This window comes from Pseudarthrobacter sp. KH_020_B (assembly GCF_057840185.1).
Map to the genome: position 1 here is coordinate 3,000,895 of NZ_CM174506.1, position 16,734 is coordinate 3,017,628.

General features: G+C 67.1%; 16 protein-coding genes. 3 read left to right on the forward strand and 13 right to left on the reverse strand.

Annotated features, from left to right (window positions below):
* Window positions 1–65 precede the first annotated feature (65 nt).
* The 4 genes from AC3IT0_RS13825 to clpS all read right to left on the reverse strand — a co-directional run bounded on the left by AC3IT0_RS13825 (window position 66) and on the right by clpS (window position 2,948).
* Complete coding sequence (locus tag AC3IT0_RS13825) at window positions 66–863, reverse strand: MBL fold metallo-hydrolase (RefSeq protein ID WP_252565177.1); 798 nt, start codon at window positions 861–863, stop codon at window positions 66–68.
* A complete protein-coding gene (murI, locus tag AC3IT0_RS13830; protein WP_489320334.1) occupies window positions 860–1,927 on the reverse strand; it encodes a glutamate racemase in 1,068 nt (355 codons plus the stop codon). Before murI ends, AC3IT0_RS13825 begins: the two co-directional genes overlap by 4 nt.
* A gap of 69 nt (window positions 1,928–1,996) precedes the next feature.
* The gene (locus tag AC3IT0_RS13835; RefSeq protein WP_489320335.1) at window positions 1,997–2,563 is read right to left on the reverse strand and encodes a DUF2017 domain-containing protein; all 567 of its coding nucleotides are present in this window, start codon (window positions 2,561–2,563) and stop codon (window positions 1,997–1,999) included.
* Complete coding sequence (gene clpS, locus AC3IT0_RS13840) at window positions 2,556–2,948, reverse strand: ATP-dependent Clp protease adapter ClpS (RefSeq protein WP_489320336.1); 393 nt, start codon at window positions 2,946–2,948, stop codon at window positions 2,556–2,558. Before clpS ends, AC3IT0_RS13835 begins: the two co-directional genes overlap by 8 nt.
* Window positions 2,949–3,044: 96 nt before the next feature.
* Here clpS and AC3IT0_RS13845 point away from each other — a divergent pair, with 96 nt between their 5' ends.
* A complete protein-coding gene (locus AC3IT0_RS13845; protein WP_489320337.1) occupies window positions 3,045–4,373 on the forward strand; it encodes a nicotinate phosphoribosyltransferase in 1,329 nt (442 codons plus the stop codon).
* Window positions 4,373–5,005, forward strand: coding sequence for an isochorismatase family protein (locus tag AC3IT0_RS13850; RefSeq protein WP_489320338.1), 633 nt, complete (start codon window positions 4,373–4,375; stop codon window positions 5,003–5,005). Before AC3IT0_RS13845 ends, AC3IT0_RS13850 begins: the two co-directional genes overlap by 1 nt.
* A 3-nt stretch (window positions 5,006–5,008) precedes the next feature.
* Here AC3IT0_RS13850 and AC3IT0_RS13855 read toward each other — a convergent pair whose 3' ends face one another.
* The 8 genes from AC3IT0_RS13855 to AC3IT0_RS13890 form a co-directional block, all read right to left on the reverse strand.
* A complete protein-coding gene (locus AC3IT0_RS13855) occupies window positions 5,009–6,793 on the reverse strand; it encodes a DEAD/DEAH box helicase (RefSeq protein WP_489320339.1) in 1,785 nt (594 codons plus the stop codon).
* Complete coding sequence (locus AC3IT0_RS13860) at window positions 6,793–7,134, reverse strand: DUF3039 domain-containing protein (protein WP_056349372.1); 342 nt, start codon at window positions 7,132–7,134, stop codon at window positions 6,793–6,795. Before AC3IT0_RS13860 ends, AC3IT0_RS13855 begins: the two co-directional genes overlap by 1 nt.
* A 120-nt stretch (window positions 7,135–7,254) precedes the next feature.
* A complete protein-coding gene (gene nagB / locus AC3IT0_RS13865) occupies window positions 7,255–8,037 on the reverse strand; it encodes a glucosamine-6-phosphate deaminase (RefSeq protein WP_489320340.1) in 783 nt (260 codons plus the stop codon).
* Window positions 8,038–8,067: 30 nt separating this feature from the next.
* On the reverse strand, window positions 8,068–9,639 hold the full coding sequence (locus AC3IT0_RS13870) for a transporter (protein ID WP_489320341.1): 1,572 nt from the start codon (window positions 9,637–9,639) through the stop codon (window positions 8,068–8,070).
* Complete coding sequence (locus tag AC3IT0_RS13875; RefSeq protein ID WP_489320342.1) at window positions 9,621–10,427, reverse strand: ABC transporter ATP-binding protein; 807 nt, start codon at window positions 10,425–10,427, stop codon at window positions 9,621–9,623. The genes AC3IT0_RS13870 and AC3IT0_RS13875 overlap by 19 nt, the downstream gene beginning before the upstream one ends.
* A gap of 72 nt (window positions 10,428–10,499) precedes the next feature.
* Window positions 10,500–11,597 carry an NADH:flavin oxidoreductase/NADH oxidase gene (locus AC3IT0_RS13880; RefSeq protein WP_489320343.1) on the reverse strand — a complete coding sequence of 366 codons (1,098 nt, stop codon included), beginning with the start codon at window positions 11,595–11,597 and terminating at the stop codon, window positions 10,500–10,502.
* The gene (locus AC3IT0_RS13885) at window positions 11,597–12,604 is read right to left on the reverse strand and encodes a co-chaperone YbbN (protein WP_489320344.1); all 1,008 of its coding nucleotides are present in this window, start codon (window positions 12,602–12,604) and stop codon (window positions 11,597–11,599) included. The genes AC3IT0_RS13880 and AC3IT0_RS13885 overlap by 1 nt, the downstream gene beginning before the upstream one ends.
* 60 nt (window positions 12,605–12,664) lie before the next feature.
* On the reverse strand, window positions 12,665–14,362 hold the full coding sequence (locus AC3IT0_RS13890; RefSeq protein ID WP_489320345.1) for a DUF8094 domain-containing protein: 1,698 nt from the start codon (window positions 14,360–14,362) through the stop codon (window positions 12,665–12,667).
* A 180-nt stretch (window positions 14,363–14,542) separates the two neighbouring features.
* Between AC3IT0_RS13890 and AC3IT0_RS13895 the strand changes: the two genes are divergently transcribed.
* Entirely contained in the window at window positions 14,543–15,898 is a 1,356-nt protein-coding gene (locus tag AC3IT0_RS13895; protein ID WP_489320346.1) for an AI-2E family transporter, read from the forward strand.
* A gap of 27 nt (window positions 15,899–15,925) precedes the next feature.
* Here the strand turns inward: AC3IT0_RS13895 and AC3IT0_RS13900 are convergent, their stop codons facing one another.
* Window positions 15,926–16,726 (reverse strand): alpha/beta hydrolase, encoded by an 801-nt coding sequence (locus AC3IT0_RS13900; RefSeq protein WP_489320347.1) that lies wholly within the window; start codon window positions 16,724–16,726, stop codon window positions 15,926–15,928.
* Window positions 16,727–16,734: the final 8 nt, after the last annotated feature.

Below are 16,734 nucleotides of genomic sequence, written 5' to 3' on the forward strand. Positions count from 1 at the left end.
TAGCTTATCGACTCATGGAGACCCGTCCCGCCGCGGCAAGAGCAGTGGGCTGGGGGGCAACGGCCCTAAACGGTGTAGTGCACACCGGCCACCGCAACGGCCACATCGCCGCCGAACACGGGGCGCGCTTCGGCCATAACGGTGGTGGGCGATGTCCAGACGGGGATGTGAGTGAGCAGCAGCCGGCGGGCGCCCGCGCTCTCTGCCGCCTCGCCGGCGCGCTTTCCGGTCAGGTGGACATCCTTGATGTCGTCATCGCGGCCTTCCTCAAAGGCGGCCTCGCACAGGAACAGGTCAGCGTCCTTCGCCGCTTCCTCCAGTCCTGCGCAGGAATCGGTGTCCCCGGAATACGTCAGGACCCGGCTGACCGGGTTGCCCTGTTTGTCCGGTTCGGTCACTTCCACCCGCAGGGCGTAGGCCTCCTCCACCGGATGGTTCACCGCGAACGGCGTCACCGTGAACGGCCCCACCGTGACGGATTCCCGTTCGGTCCAGTTGGTGAAGTCGAATTCCTCGTGCATCCCCGGATCCAGCTCCAGGCCGTAGGCGGTGGCCATCCGGTCCGCCGTCGCGGCGGGGCCCCACACCGGAATCCTGCCGCGTCCCCAGCCGCCGGGCTTCCAGCGGACGGCCACGTGCAGGCCGCACAGGTCCATGCAGTGGTCCGGGTGCAGGTGGGTCAGGAAGATCGCGTCGATGTCCTCAAGGTCCGTGTACCGCTGGATGGCGCCCAAGGCTCCGCTGCCCAGGTCCATCACGATCTTCCACGTCCGCTCGCCGTCATTGGCGGTCAGGAGGTAGCAGGACGCCGGGGAGCCCGGGCCGGGAAAGGAGCCGGTGCAGCCGACGATGGTGAGCTTCACAGGGCAGGACCTCCGGCCCGGTGCGCGCCCACAAAGTTCGAAATCCGGGGTCCCGACGACGACTGCCGGGCGCTGGCGGTCTGGGCGGCGGCGATCATCTCGGGGGTGATGCGCGCCAGGCTGCCGGTGGGGTACTGGGCGGCCACGTGGTCCACGTGCCGGACGGACAGGACCTCCGGGCCCAGGAAACGGCGGGCCAGTGTTTCGAACTGGCTGGCGTCACCGGTGGCGATGAAATGGTGTTCCGGCGGTGTTGCGGCCGTGCGCTGCAGATCGTGCGTGGCCAGGGCCCGGTACACGTCCTTGGCCGTTTCCTCGGCGCTGGATACGAGCGTCACGGCGTCGCCCATCACGAAGGAAATGACGCCGGTCAGCAGCGGATAGTGCGTGCACCCCAGCACCACGGTGTCCACGCCGGCCGCCTTCAGGGGCGCCAGGTATTCTTCGGCAACGGCCAGCAGGGCGGGTCCGGTGGTGATCCCGGCCTCCACGTAGCTCACGAACTCGGGGCAGGCCACGGAGGTGATCGCCAGGTCCGGCGCGGCGGCGAACGTGTCTTCGTAAGCCCGTGAACCAACGGTGGCGGAGGTACCGATGACGCCGATGCGCCCGCTCCTGGTGGCAGCGACAGCCCGCCGGACGGCCGGCTGGATCACCTCGATGACGGGAATGCCGTATTTGGCGGTGTACCGCTCGCGGGCGTCCCTCAGGACAGCGGCCGACGCCGAGTTGCAGGCGATGGTCAGCAGCTTGACGCCGGAGTCCACCAGTTCGTCCATCACACCCAGGGCGTTGGCGCGGACTTCGGCGATGGGCAACGGCCCGTAGGGCCCGTTGGCGGTATCCCCCACGTAGAGGATGGACTCGTTGGGGAGCTGGTCGATGATGGACCGCGCCACGGTCAGTCCGCCGACACCGGAATCAAAGACGCCGATGGGGCGGGACCCCACCTGGGCGGTGGTGCTGCTGGCTGAGGAGTCCGATGCGGCTGCTCCTGACGGATCCATGCTCGAGGGTGTAGTCATGATTATTCGAGGATAGGTCTTCCCCGGGGCCGCAGCCATCACATTGTGGCGCCCGACTCATGTCAAATTTGTCACACTGGCGGCCGAATCCCGTAACAGGACAGCGGTTCAGGCCCGTGAGTCCAGGGACTGGAGCATCGCCTGGACCAGGGACTCCTGCAGCCACGTGGTGAAGTTGTACACCAGGGCAAGGTAGCTTTCCACATCCTCGGCCTGGGACCAGTCCTGCATCAGGTGCACGTGCTCGGCGTCCTCTTCATCCCGGATATCCAGGCGTTCCGCCAGCACCAGGCGCACGTCGTTCAGGGCCATGGACCAGAGCCTGGCCCCTTCGGCGGTGAGGACCACTTCGTCCTTGTCCAGGTCCAGCGCGGCGGCGCGCAGCGCGCCGATCTTGGTTTCCCGCAGCGAGCGCTCGGTGAGCTGGCGGAACTCCAGGGACGCGCCGTCGTCGTTCTTCATCACGTTGGGCAGCAACCGCTTAACGGCACGGTCCGTCGGTTCCTGGACATCCATGTCCAGGCCGATCAGGGCGGCCAGCGGATCCTGGCTGGTGTGTTCGGCCGGCTGGAGCATCGAGATGACGTCATCGATCAGGCTGCGGAGCAGTTCCCGTTCGGCGGGTTCCAGGAACCCGGTGATGCCCTTGAGCCCGTTTTTGAATGCCTTAGCCACGTTTCCCCTTGCCCTGCCCGGACCCGCCGGATTTTCCTGAGTTTTTGGAGTTTCCACCGGTTCCGCCCGTGGCTTTCTCCACGGTGGCCCAGAGGCCGAAGCCGTGCATGGCCACGGCATGCCGCTCAACCTGTTCCTTGCTGCCGTGGGCAACAATGGACCGGCCCTTTTTGTGGACTTCCATCATGAGCTTGTTGGCCTTGGCCTCGTTGTAGCCGAAGTAGCTTTGGAAGACGTAGCTGACGTAGCTCATCAGGTTGACGGGATCGTTCCAGATCACCAGGTTCCAGGGGATGTCCGGGGCGGTCAGGGAGTCGGTGGACGCCTCTGTCCCGGTCCGGGTGCCCTCCTGTGTATCGGGGCCGAGCGCAACGCTTAAGGTCATCTGTCCATTCTATGGGGAGGATGGGCCCACGCCGGCGAGGGCCCATCGGCGAAGCGAAGCGAGACGGGGGAGCCGGTGGGGACTAGAGTGAATTTTGTGAGTACCTCCGCCGGCTGGGACCATCCCCGCACGTCCTTTTACACAGACCGCTACGAGCTGACCATGCTGCAGGCGTCGCTGCACTCGGGCGCCGCGCACCGCCGTTCGGTCTTCGAGGCCTTTGCCCGGCGCCTGCCCGACGGCCGGCGGTACGGGATTGTGGCGGGAACGGGCCGCCTGCTGGAAGGCATCGCCGACTTCCGGTTCGGCGAAGCGGAGCTGGACTTCCTGGGCCGGACCGGCGTGGTCAACCAGGACACCCTGGACTATCTGGCGAACTACCGCTTTTCCGGTGACATCTGGGGCTACCCGGAGGGCGAGGCGTACTTCCCCAACTCCCCCATCCTGATTGTCGAATCAACGTTTGCCGAAGCCTGCATGCTGGAGACCTACCTGCTCTCGGTCCTGAACCATGACAGTGCCATCGCCTCCGCCGCCTCCCGCATGATCACCGCGGCAGGCAACCGGCCCTGCATTGAAATGGGATCCCGGCGCACGCACGAGGAGTCGGCGGCAGCGGCCGCCCGCGCCGCCTTCATCGCGGGGTTCGACAGCACCTCCAACCTCGAGGCCGGCATCCGCTACGGCATCAAAACGGTCGGGACCGCCGCGCACTCCTTCACGCTGCTCCACGACACCGAGCGGGAAGCCTTTGAGGCGCAGATCGCCTCCCTCGGAACCGGCACCTCGCTGCTGGTGGACACGTACGACGTCGAAGCAGCGGTGCGTGCCGCCGTCGAGTTGGCAGGGCCCCAGCTTGGGGGCGTCCGGCTGGACTCCGGCGACCTCGTGGCCCAGGCCCAGTGGGTCCGGCGCCTCCTGGACGAGCTCGGCAACGTGAACACCAAGATCGTGGTCACCTCGGACCTGGACGAGTTCGCCATCGCCGCACTGCAGTCCGCCCCGGTGGATTCCTACGGTGTGGGGACCTCGCTGGTCACCGGATCCGGTGCACCCACAGCGAGCATGGTCTACAAGCTCGTCAGCCGCACCGACGACGCCGGCAATTTTGTCTCCGTGGCGAAAGTGGCCAAGAACAAGACCAGCAAGGGCGGCCGCAAGTATGCGCTGCGCAAGCTCAACGAGCGCGGCGTGGCAACCCAGGAGATTGTGGGCATCGGCCATCGCCCCGAAGACGACGGCAACGACCGGCCGCTGCTTCAGCAGTTTATGAAGAACGGTGAGCTGCTGCCGGGCTGGACCGGACACGAGGGTGTGGTCCGCGCCCGCCAGCGGCACGCGGACACCATGGCCGAACTGCCTGGCGTCGTCAACCGCCTGCAGCGCGGCGAGCCTGCCATCCCCACCATCTACGAGGAGAACTAATGTCCCGCGCCCTGATCATCGTTGACGTCCAGAACGACTTCTGCGAGGGCGGCTCCCTGGCCGTGGCCGGCGGTGCCGATGTTGCCGGAGCCATCAGCGAGTACGTGGACGCCCATCACAACGAGTTCGACCACATTGTTGCCACGCAGGACTGGCACATCGATCCCGGCGCGCATTTTTCCGACACGCCCGATCTCAAGGACAGCTGGCCGCGGCACTGCGTCGCCGGCACGCGCGGTGCCGAACTCCATCCCGACCTGGACACCGAATACATCCAGGCCTACTTCCAGAAGGGCCAGTTCACCGCGGCGTATTCCGGCTTTGAGGGACTGCTGGCACCCGAGGATGCCGTCCCTCCCGGGGAACGCCAGCCGGGCGCCATGCCCGCTGACGCGGCTGCCTACGCACCGGCGGACAACGCGATCGGACTGGACGACTGGCTGCAAAGCCACGACGTGGAGGACGTTGTAGTGGTGGGGATCGCCACCGACTTCTGCGTTATGGCCACCTCGCTGGATGCGGTCCAGGCCGGCTATTCCGTCACTGTCATCCGCTCACTCACCGCCGGCATCGCCGAGGACCTGGAGGATGCCGTCGCCGAAATGGAGCTCGGCGGCGTTGAAGTCGCCTGAGTTCTACTTCCGGCCGATGAACCAGTCCTGGAGCTTGCGCAGCCTGGACTGAAGCTGCTCTTCGTTCGCCTGGGCAACCGGCGGGCCTCCGCAGACCGTCCGCAGCTTCGTGTGCACCACACCGTGCGGGGTCCCGGTCCGTGCCGACCACGCCGCAACGTTTTTGGCCAGCTCGTTGCGCAGGTCCATCAGCATCCGGTGGTCCGGTATGGCCGGCGCCGCGGCGGCCGGCTCGGCTGCCGGTGCGCGCCGGTTCTTGCGGTTGAGCTGTTCGTGCTGGCGCTGCCGCAGCAGCGTCCCCACCTGCTCTGCGTCCAGCAGCCCGGGGATGCCCAGGAAGTCCAGTTCGTCCTCCGAGCCCACCTCTCCCCCGGTGCCGAACTCGCCGCCGTCGAACAATACGCGGTCGAAGGACGCCTGTGAGTCGAGGGCCTCGAACTTGCCCTTGGTGAGGCTGTCGGACGCCTTGTCCTCCCGGTTCGCCTCTTCCATCAGCGAGTCCTCGGGATTGAACAGGCCGTCGCTGTCCTCTTTCTCGGGGCGGTCCAGCGCGTGGTCGCGTTCGGCCTCCATCGAGTTGGCCAGGGCCATCAGCTGCGGCACGGACGGCAGGAACACCGAGGCCGTTTCGCCGCGCTTCCGGGCACGCACAAAGCGGCCCACGGCCTGGGCAAAGAACAGCGGCGTGGACGTGGATGTCGCATAGACGCCAACGGAAAGCCGGGGCACGTCCACGCCTTCGGACACCATGCGGACCGCAACCATCCAGCGCTTTTCGCTCGCGGTGAATTCCTCGATCTTCTCCGAGGCCTTGGCGTCGTCGGAAAGGATCACGGTGGGCGATTCGCCGGTGATCCTTTTCAGCTGCCCGGCATAGGCCCTGGCATCCTCGTGGTCCGTGGCGATGACCAGCCCGCCGGCGTCCGGGACCGTGCGGCGCACTTCACTGAGGCGTTTGTCCGCGCCCGCCAGGACAGCGGGTATCCATTCCCCTGCCGGGTTCAGTGCCGTCCGCCACGCCTGCGACGTGACGTCCTTGGTGACCGCGGACTCGCCGAGGGAGGCCGCCATTTCCTCGCCGGCACTTGTGCGCCACCGCATCTGGCCCGAGTAGGCCATGAACATAACGGGGCGCACTACGTGGTCACGCAGGGCGTTGCCATAGCCGTAGGTGTAGTCAGCTTTCGAGCGCCGGATGCCGTCCTTGTCCTGCGCGTATTCAACAAACGGGATGGGCGAGGTGTCGGAGCGGAACGGCGTACCGGTCAGGGAGAGGCGCCGCGCCGCAGGGTCAAACGCTTCGCGGAGACCGTCGCCCCAGGACAGGGCTTCGCCGCCGTGGTGGATCTCGTCCAGGATCACCAGCGTGCGGGCGGCCTCGGTCTTGGCGCGGTGCAGCATGGGCTTGCTGGCCACCTGGGCGTACGTGACAGCAACGCCAACGAAGCCGCGGCCGTGCTGGCCGTCGGCGTTCTTGAAGTTGGGGTCGATGGCAATGCCGACTTTGGCAGCGGCGTCGGCCCACTGCCGTTTCAGGTGGTCCGTGGGCGCCACGATGGTGACCCGGTTGACCGTCCCGGATTCGATGAGCATGGAGGCCACGCGCAACGCGAAGGTGGTCTTGCCGGCACCGGGAGTTGCTACGGCCAGGAAGTCTCGGGGATCGGTCCTGAAGTAGAGGTCAAGGGCTTGCTGCTGCCAGGCACGGAGTTTTTGGGCGGTTCCCCAGGCTGCGCGTTCCGGATAGGCCGGTGGCAGGGTGGGGCCGCCAAAGAGCGTCTCCGTCACTACTTGTTGTTGCCCGAGTCCCCTCCGGGACCCTTGCCGCCGTCGTTGCCCGGGCGGAGGCCGTCATAAACCTCTTTGCACATGGGGCACACCGGGAACTTCTGCGGATCCCGGCCCGGCGTCCACACTTTGCCGCAGAGGGCAATGACAGGATCACCCGTCAGCGCGGATTCCATGATTTTTTCCTTGCGCACGTAGTGCGAGAAGCGTTCCCGGTCACCGGGCTCCACTTCCTGGCGCAGCTCTTCGCGCTCGATCGTTGCCGTGGACGTTCCAGCCCCGGAAAGCTCGCGCATCGGGTCGTTTTCGAGAGGGTCCGTCATGCTAGTCATGGCATCCATCTTAGCGTCCCGTGACGGCGGACGTTCCACGGCGGGAGGACCGTTTTGCACTCACCGCACCCGCCGCCGTCGGCCGTTCCGCGCAACGCCGGTATGCGCCCGCCCGTGGTGTGGCCGGAATTACAGCTCCTGCCAGGCAGGCTTGTGATCGTACGTGTGCCGGTAGAAGTCGGCGAGCTTCAGCGACGATGCTGCGGCCTGATCCACCAGGATGGTGGCGTGCGGGTGGAACTGGAGGACCGAGGCCGGGCAGATGGCGGCGACGGGTCCTTCCACGAAGTCGCGGACGGCCGGTGCCTTCTGTGCCCCGGTAGCGATGAGGACAACGTGCCGGGCCTCGAGAATGGTGCCGAGCCCCTGGGTCACCACGTGGTGCGGCACCTCGGCCAGGCTGCCGAAGAACCGGGCGTTGTCCCGGCGGGTCTGCTCGATCAGCGTTTTGATGCGGGTCCGGGATGCGAGCGAGGAACTGGGCTCGTTGAAGCCGATGTGGCCATCCGTACCCACACCCAGGAGCTGCAGGTCCACGCCGCCCGCTGCCCGCATGGCCTCCTCGTAGGCCGAACAGGCCGCGGGCAGGTCCGCGGCCGCACCGTCAGGCGTATGAACGTTGCCTTCGGCGATGTTGACCCGGCTGGTGAATTCCCGCCGGATGACTTCCCGGTAGGACTCCCGATGCCCGTGCTCCAGTCCCACGTATTCATCAAGGGCGAAGGCGTGCGCTTGGCTGAAGTCCAGCCCGTCACGCTCGTGGCGCGCCGCCAGTTCGTCATAGACGGGCAGCGGCGATGACCCGGTGGCGAGGCCAAGCACAGCGTTGGGCTTGCGCCGGAGCAGGGCCTCGATCGCATCCGCGGCGAGTTTTCCGATCTGCTTGCTGCCCTGGAGGATGACAACTTCCATGTCCGGCTGCCTTTCTGGTCTTTTACGGAATCAGCGGTTGACGGTCAGTTGGGCCAGCAGTTCGGGTCCGCGGGCATCGAGCCACTTTCCGCCCAGCCGAATACCCGCCCCAAACAAAGCCAGTCCCAGCATCAGGCCGACGGCCAGGTTGGCCCACCCGAACAGGGCATTCCCCGTGACCAGCTGCGCGATGAGCAGGCCCATCTCGGGCAGGACCAGCAGGCCCAGGACGCCCATGCCGGCAAACTGCACCACCAGGGTCTGCCCTACATTGCCCGGCGGTTTCTTGAACGGGCTGTCCCCGGGCAACGGGACGGCCGCCGTGTAGCGTGCCGAGACCACGGACGACAAGCCAAGCCCGGTGAACAGGATGCCCAGGCTCAGGCCCAACTGGCCGGGCAGTTCCGACCAGCTGCCCGTAAAGAAGTACTGGCCCACCGCAAAGATCAGCACCACGGGCAGGGCAAAAACCAGGCAGGCCAACGCCCTGCCCAGCCGGTCGTCCACGCCGCGGACACCCGTGGCCACATGCAGCGCGAATGCCGTGTTGTCATAGGAGACGTCCGCTGAGATGGACCAGGCCAGCAGGAAGGCAGCCAGCGGTGCAGCGACCGCCAGCACTCCGTAATCACCGGACTGGCTGCCCTGGAACACCAGCAGGATGGGGAGCAGCGGGACCACCACCAGGGAACCGGAATAGCGGGGATCGCGCAGCCAGTAGGTCAGCGCCCGCGCTGTCACTGCCCCGGCCGGTGTGGCCGGCAGCAGGTCGAACAAACCCAGCTTCCCACCCTTGCGGCTCCCGCTGCCGGCATAGGGCGGGTTGACCAGGGCCCGTTCAAGGAGCAGTTTCCAGCACCAGGCCAGGACCGCGAGGGTTGCAACGGCAATCACGAGTTTCAGCGCGGCCGCTCCCGGGCGGCCAGCCGCCACATCACCACCGAGGGACCACGCGGCACCAAGGGGCGTCCAGGACAAGGTGGCAGCCAGCTCCGGCAGGAAACCGGCAGAAGCGGAAATGCCCCTGCCCACGCCAGCGACGATCGGGCCCATCAGGACCAGCGGGACCATAAATGCGATGGCGCTGACATCCTTGAACCGGCGCGACGACGCCAGGCTGGCGGTGGCGGTGGTGACCACCTTGGACAGGACAATACATGTCATAACGCCGACGGCGGCACCCACCAGTGCGGCAACCGCCGGAACGGGGCCACGGGCCCAGGTCCACACGGTGGCGAGCGCTGCGAGCGCGGTGGCCAGGCCGGGGATACCGATCAGCCCGCCGAGGGCCAGCCCCGTGAGCAGCTGGCGCATGGGGATGGCGGAGGTGGTGAAGCGGGCAGGGTCCAGGGTCAGGTCCACGGCGGACGCGACCACCGGAATGAGGCCCCAGCCCAGGAAGGCCGCTGAACCACCAAGAACTACAACCGTCTGGGCCAGTTGGGGGTCTTCAGTGCGCAGCAGGATCAGTGCCACAACCAGTACGCCCACCAGCCCCAAGGCGTAGAGGCCGCCGAACGCCAAGCCCACAAGCTGCAAGGGGCTGCGGCGAAGGCCGTTCCGCAGCAGGGTCAGTTTCAGCCTTAGGAGGTGCGCAACCATTCCAGGCCCTCCGTGTGGTTGCGTCCGCCGACAAGCTGGACGAACCTTTCTTCCAGCGTTGCCCCGGCACGGACCTCGTCCACTGTCCCGGCAGCGAGGAGCCTTCCGGCAGCCACCACGGCGACGTGGTCGCACATACGCTGGACCAGGTCCATCACGTGGCTCGAGACCATCACCGTCCCGCCGGAGGCCACATAACTGTCCAGGATGGACCGGATGTTGGCCGCCGAGACGGGGTCCACGGACTCGAAGGGCTCATCGAGCACCAGCAGCCGCGGGGCGTGGATCAGGGCAGAGGCCAGGGCGATCTTCTTTGTCATGCCTGCCGAATAATCCACCACGAGGGTCCCGGCGTCCGCGCTGAGGTCCAGGGCCGCCAGCAGCTCACCCACGCGGGCGGCCACCACGTCTTTATCCATGCCACGCAGCAGCCCGGCATAGGTGACCAGCTGCTCGCCGGTGAGCCGGTCAAAGAGGCGCACACCGTCAGGGAGGATGCCCATCAGCTTCTTGGCCTCCAGCGGCCGGGACCAGACGTCCACTCCGTGGACCACGGCTGTACCGAAGTCCGGCCGCAGCAGGCCGGTGGCCATGGACAATGTAGTGGTCTTGCCGGCGCCGTTGGGCCCCACAATGCCAAAGAATGAACCTGCCGGGACGTCGAGGCTGATGCCGTCCACGGCGATTTTTCGGCCGAAACGCTTGGCGAGGCCGCGGATGGACAAGGCAGGAACGGGCCCGGTGTGCGCCACCGGATCGGAGTGGGGATCAGTATGCGGAGCAGTCATGATGCCAGCCTAGACCCAGGGCCCTGCCGAAGGGGTCGTCCCGCAGGAGTAGGGCCAAAGGCGTAGTAGAGCCTAGAACGAATGCCGCGGTACGGCCCGTTCGTACTGCGGTGCCCAGGGGAGGTCATGCCCCAGTTCAAACGCCGCCCGGAGCCACCAGTGCGGATCCCGGAGCGCTGCCCGGGCAATAAACACGCCGTCGGCCTGCCCGGTGGCCACGGCATGCTCGGCCTGGCCTGCGGACGTCAGCAGGCCCACGGTGCCCGTGGGGATCCCGGCTTCCCGGCGGATGCGTGCGGAGAACTCCGTCTGATAGCCCGGACCCGGCCTGATGTCCTGCTGGGCCACGGCGCCTCCGCTGGAGACGTCGATAAGGTCCACCCCGTGCTCCGCCGCCTGGGCGGCCAGCCGGACCGAAGCCTCGACATCGACGCCGCCCGGCGCCCAGTCGGTGGCCGAAATACGCAGCAGCAGGGGCATTGATTCGGGGATGACACTGCGGACGGCATCAACGACGGCGAGCATCAGGCGGTTGCGTCCGGCTTCGTCCCCGCCCCAGGAATCGGTCCGGGTATTGATCAGCGGGCTCTGGAACTGGTGCAGGAGGTACCCGTGCGCACCATGGATCTCCACGGTGTCGAAACCGGCGTCCACGGCACGCACGGCGGCCGCCGCGAAATCGGCAATGACATCCTGGATCTGCGCCTCGGTCATCGCGGCGGGTTCGGCATAGCCGTCGAAGGCAAGCCCTGATGGGCCCACCGTGGGCCAGCCGCCGTCGGACTCAGGGACGCTCCCCCGCTGCCCGGCGAACGGCCAGTAGGTGGACGCTTTCCGGCCGGCGTGGGCAAGCTGGGCGCCGATCTTCGCGTCCGCGGCACCATGCCGGTGCACAAAGGACGTGATCCGCTGCCAGGCTTCGGCCTGTTCGTCGTTGTACAGCCCGGCGTCGCGGGGGCTGATCCTGCCGGCCGCATTCACGGCGGCTGCCTCGGTGAGGATCAACGCGGCGCCGCCCGCGGCGAAGGAGCCCAGATGCATCAGGTGCCAGTCGTTCGGAACCCCCGGGGCGCCGTCGGGACCGCAGCTGTACTGGCACATCGGTGACACCCAGCCGCGGTGCGTGAGCTCCAGGGAACGGAGCTTGAGCGGCTCGAACAGGGCCGGCACTAGAACAGGACCCGGGCGAGTCCTTGGCGTGCCTTGGCAACACGGGGGTCGGACGTGCCCACCACATCAAAGAGCTCCAGGAGCCGGACGCGGGCCGTCTCCCGTTCCGGGCCGAAGTTCCGGCCGATGAAGCTGACCACGCGGTTCAGCGCGTCCTCCACGTGGCCGCCGGCCACGTCCAGGTCCGCCACGCCCAGCTGGGCGGCCAGGTTGTCAGGTTCGTTGGCGGCGAGGGTACGCAATGCTTCGGAGTCCTCGGCGGAGAGCGGCTGGAGCCGGCCCATCAGCTCCACCTGGGCCAGCCCGGCCTTGGCCTCGGTGTCGGCGGGCATTTCCAGCAGGGCCTGGCGGTAGGCCACGGCGGCTGCCTCATAGTCGCCCGCTTCAATGGCGTCGAAGGCGGCCTGGTGCAGCGGCGGAAGGGGTGCCGGTTCAGTCTCTGAGGGCGCATTGCCACCGCCGAGGCTGCCCGTGACACCGTTGGCCGCCGCCACTTTCAGCAGTTCATCCAGGAGGGGCCGGATCTGGGCCTCCTCGGCGCCGCCCTGGAAGAGCGGAACAGGCTGGCCCTTGAGGACGGCGACGGCCGTGGGGACGGCCTGGACCTGGAAGGCCTGCGCCAGCTGCGGGAAGGCCTCGATGTCCGCCGCCCCCAGTACCAGGCGGCCCCCGTAGCTGTTGATGACCCGCTCCAGCGAGTCGAGCATCGCGGCGGATTCCGGCGAGTACGCCGCCCACAGCGCGAAGACCACCGGCACCTGGGCGGAAAGCTCCACGAGTTCCTGGAAATTGCCTTCGGTGACGGTGACCCGCAGCGGCCCCGCGCCGCCGTCGGGCGTTCCCGCACCTGCTTCTGCGCTGGCACCCGAATCCCCGGGAACCGGCGGATTGCCGGGAGCCGCAGGCGGCGCCTGTCGCTGTTTCAGGGATGAAAGGTCGACGGCGCCACGCAGGTTAAGCAGGCTGGCAGCGGCTGGAGGGACTGGGCGGGAAGCTGGCGAACTCATGCTTTCCACTCTAGCCACTCCGGCCGCTGCCGGGGGTACTGCATCAGGGTGCTTCCGGGCCTACTTGAAGCTTGCGCCTACCAGCCCGCGCGTTGCGGCCACCAGCTTGATGGGATCCGTCGAACCTGCCGGCGGGACGTAGACCGCCATTGATTCAGCAAAGTTCAGGACCATGCCGGTGGTGGTTTCCTTGCCGCCTGCGAGCGCCGCGGCGTCGTCACCGATGGTGAGTTTGTCACCGGAGGCCTTGGGCGTGCCATCAAAGCCGAAGTTGATCCGGCCCAGCACCAGCGCCCCGCCGTCGGCCGTACGGAACACCACAGTGCTTTCCGGTACCACCTTGTGGGTGAAGGAGAAGTTGCCGTTTTCGCCCGACTTGACCACCTCGGCCTGGTAGGAGAGCGTGTCGGCGATGTACGGCGACGATGCGCCCTCCACCAGCTTGTCCTTGAAGCTCGACTCTGAATTGGTCAGGCGGTCGGCCAGCCCGGCCAGGGCCTCTTCGCCGCTGTACAGCAGGCCGGATTTGTCGTTGGCGGCCAGCGTGTCGGTGCCGTCCCGGCCGATGGCGGGGAAGGTGGTTCCCGGCTGCAGCGGGGTGGTTTCGGTCAGCTTGTAGTTCTCCCGCGGCGAGGGCTGGACCAGCGTGAGCAGCTGCGGGACAACGTTGCCGTCACCCTGCGTCACGGCAAGGACCGAACGGGGCCAGCTGCGGTCGCTGGTGACCACCGTGGTGAGGAGCTTGGTGGAACGGACGGGCATCCGGGCTTCATAGGTGCCCACCTGGGAACGGATCTTGTAGTTCTGGGTACGGACCTCAAGCTCCGTCCCGGCTACGCGGTCTGCGAGCTTGGCTGCGTCCTTTGCTGCGTCGCCGGCGTCGGCGGCACTGGAGACCTGCTCCAGGATCCTGCGGAACTGGGCGTCCAAGAGGACGGGCGCGGCCTGGGCGGCCTCCGGCGACGGGGATCCGGTGGCAGGGGCAGGCGCGGGGGTGGTGGCCGCCTGCGCAACGGCACCCGTGCCTGCCACCACAAGGGCCGTCACGGCGGCGGTGACCATGCCGCCGGAAACCATGCCGAGCCGTGAGGCGGACCTTGCCTCGGCCTTGGCCCGGGCGCGCCGGGCGAACAGGCTTCCCGTGCCGTTGCCTTCGCCGTCCCGCTTGCGTGCGGACAGGACCACCAGGGCAATGCCGGCGAGGATCAACAGGCCGCCAATCACCATGAGCGGGACGGCCCACGGGGTGGAGGTGTCATTCGGGAACGTCATGGAGATCGACGACGGTGCAGGCTTGGTGCCATCGGACGCCAGCAGCAGCGACCATTCGCCGTCCGCGGGCGGAGTCCATGAGTACTCCAGCTCGCCACTCGCGTTTTCGGTGGACACCCAGAGGTCGGATCCGGACGGATTCGGCGCCGTGGCGTCGCCGTCGGCGTGCTCAACCTGGAGGGATTTGTTGTCCTCGGACACCCCCGTGATGGTGTTGTGGGCCGTCGGGCCCACCCAGGCGTCCACGTCGTCAGGCCGGCCGGCGGCGAGCAGGAAATTGCCGTCGCCTTCGACCTTGATCTTCACCGTTCCGCCCTGCGCGGTGCGCAGGTTCTGGTCGATGACGGTCAGTGGCGCCTCCGCGGCATCTGCCGGGGCGGAAGCCGTAAAGGTCTCGGAGGGAGCCCAGATTGTCTTCTGGCCGATACCGGCCAGAAGTGTCAGGAGGCCGAGCAGCACGAGTGCAACTGCAGTCTTGAAGCGCAAAGGAAACACCTATCATTCGCGGGGGTTTACCTTCAATAGTAACCGTTTTGTTACCAGAACCCCCGTTTGGGCGCCAGCGGAGTCCGGAATCGGCGGCGCCAGGACCAGCCGTCGGGCGCCCTCGCTCCTGTTCGCAAGGCTGCTGATAGTGTTTGCGATGATGATCACATCGGCCCGCAAATGCGGCGCCACGCACGGAACAGGCCCCATAATCCAGTGACTGACAAGACGGAAGAGTCCTCCACGGGACACGAAAATCAACCGGCCGCTGGCGCTGTGGAAACCTCGCCGGAAATGCCTGCGACGGCGAAGCGCCGGGGCTCCGTCGCTGCAGCCTTTGGCCAGCTCGTGCGGCGCCTGCGCCAGCCGCTGCCGGGCGCCCAGCCCAGGCTCCGGTTTGAGATCCCGCCGGAATACAACCACACGGACGAACCTGCCGCCACCGGAGTGGGCAGGCCGGCCGGGACTGCCGCGCAGTTTGGCAGTCTGGGTCCCCGGATGTCGATGCAACATCCCCTCTATATGGGCTTTATGGGCACCGTAGGGGTGGGTCTCGCCCTGCTGGTCTACTGGATCGGCTCCAACACCACGCAGCTGCTGCTGTGGATTGTGGCTGCGCTGTTCATCGCCTTGGGCCTGGAACCCGTGGTCGGCTGGCTGGAGAACCGCCGGATTCCCCGCCCGGTCGGTATTCTTCTGGCCGTTGTGGTCCTGGTGGTGGCGGTGGGAGGGTTCTTCGCTACCCTCATCCCCACGATCGTGGAACAGGTCACCCAAATTGTGGTGCAGGCACCCACCTGGGTCCGGGACTTCATCGACTCTGAATTCTTCCGAAATCTTGATAACGAGTTCGGTGTCCGCGACCGCATCAACGAGGAACTCGACAAGTTCGTGAATGATCCTGCTGCGATGGGCGGGATCTTCGGCGGTGTGGTGGGCTTCGGTTCCACCCTGGCCAACGGTCTCTTCGGCACGTTGATCGTCCTGGTCCTGAGCCTCTACTTCCTGGCAGCCCTTCCGGCCATGAAGAAGTGGGGCTACCGGCTGGCCCCGCGGTCCCGCCGGGCCCGGGTGGAAGCCCTCTCCGAGGAGATCACCCGTTCCGTGGGCAACTACGTGATCGGGCAGGCCTGCGTGGCATTGCTCAATGCCACGTTTGCGTTCATCGTGATGTCCATTGTGGGTGTCCCGTTCGCCCTCTTGCTGGCCTTCGTGGTGGCCCTGCTGGCATTCATCCCCCTGGTGGGCGGCATGATCGCCGGCGTCGTGGTCCTGCTGGTATCGCTGACGGAGGGCTGGCAGACCGCCGCCGTCTACGGCATCTGCTACTTCGCCTACCTCCAGTTCGAGGCCTACTTCATCTCGCCGCGCATCATGCAGAAAGCCGTGGCGGTGCCCGGGGCCGTTGCCGTGATCTCCGTCATTGCCGGCGGCAGCCTGCTGGGAGTCCTGGGCGCGCTCATCGCCATCCCCACCGCGGCCGCCATCCTGCTCCTGGTCAAGGAGATCTACATCGTCCGCCAGGACAAGCACTAACGGACGGGCACTAGGCGTACCCGTCCGTTAGGCGGCTGAGGTAGCCACCGGGCCGTTCCACACCTGCGGCAGCCCAACTGGACCGGAGCCTGCTTCCGTCACGTCGTCGACGATTTCATTGAGCACACGGGAAGCGTATTTCTCCCCCACCCAAAGGTGCTTGGCGCCGTCGACCCCTACTACCCGGGCCTGTGGCACCAGCCTGAAGCGTTCAGCGGCGGCCGCGGGCTGGAGGTAGTCGTCATGCTCCGGCACGAGCACGGTGAGCGGCTTGGCGGAGTCCGCCCAGAGGCGCAGGTGGGCGTCCGTGGCGCGGTGCAGCGGCGGCGACAGCAGGACTGCGCCTTCAACCTGGCTCGCCACCGGCTCAACGGCACCGTACATCAGCGCCAGCTCGGTGCCGAAGGACCAGCCCACCAGCCAGCGGTTGGGCAGCTGGCGTTCGACGGCGAAACGCACCGCCGCCTCAACATCCTGCCGCTCGCCGATCCCCTCCTCGAAGGAACCTGCACTGGTTCCGCGCGGCGAAGCCGTCCCGCGGGTGTTGAAGCGAAGCACGGCCACGCCGGCCAGCGCAGGAAGCCGATAGGACGCCTTGCGGTACACGTGCGAGTCCATAAAACCGCCGTGCGTCGGAAGCGGATGCAGGGTGATCAGCGTCGCGGTGATCTGGCCGGACTCGGGCAGCGCCAGTTCCCCCACCAGGGTGTGGCCATCCGCGGTGCGGAGCTCGACGTTCTCGCGCCGGGCCGGCAGCACCGTTGACGCGCGGATGGGTGCGGGCCCTGTTGGCTGGCTGAATTCGTACGACGCCGGATCAAAAGTCATGCCTGCAA